Genomic DNA, 301 nt, shown 5'->3' with positions numbered 1-301 from the left:
TGTTTCCCGGATAACCGCTTCAATCAGGCTTTCTCCGTCTTCGAGATGGCCGGCTGGCTGGTTGAGTTTGAGTTCGCTGCCGATCATTTCCTCGACCATCAGAAATTGCTGGTCGCGTTCTATTACGGCGGCTACGGTGGTTCTTGGAGTCCAAATCATCGGCGTATTTTATCACGGTCTGAAAATTAACTTCGCACCATTGTCCGGGTTGCAGATCATTTAATTGCCAGGGGCCAATCGCTACGCGGATCAATCTTAATGTTGGATGGCCGACTGCAGCAGTCATACGGCGAACCTGGCG

At 51.5% G+C, this 301-nt stretch carries 2 pseudogenes; both read right to left on the bottom strand.

Going from position 1 to position 301, the window contains the following annotated elements:
- A pseudogene (locus B3182_RS10800) lies at positions 1-87 on the bottom strand (hypothetical protein); the annotation flags it as partial.
- 100 nt (positions 88-187) lie between these two features.
- A pseudogene (locus tag B3182_RS10795) lies at positions 188-301 on the bottom strand (pseudouridine synthase); the annotation flags it as partial.

Origin of the sequence: Methylophaga sp. UBA4204 (assembly GCF_002379485.1) — a bacterium.
In the GTDB taxonomy this organism is placed as follows: domain Bacteria; phylum Pseudomonadota; class Gammaproteobacteria; order Nitrosococcales; family Methylophagaceae; genus Methylophaga.
This window is presented reverse-complemented; position numbering and strand designations above follow the sequence as displayed.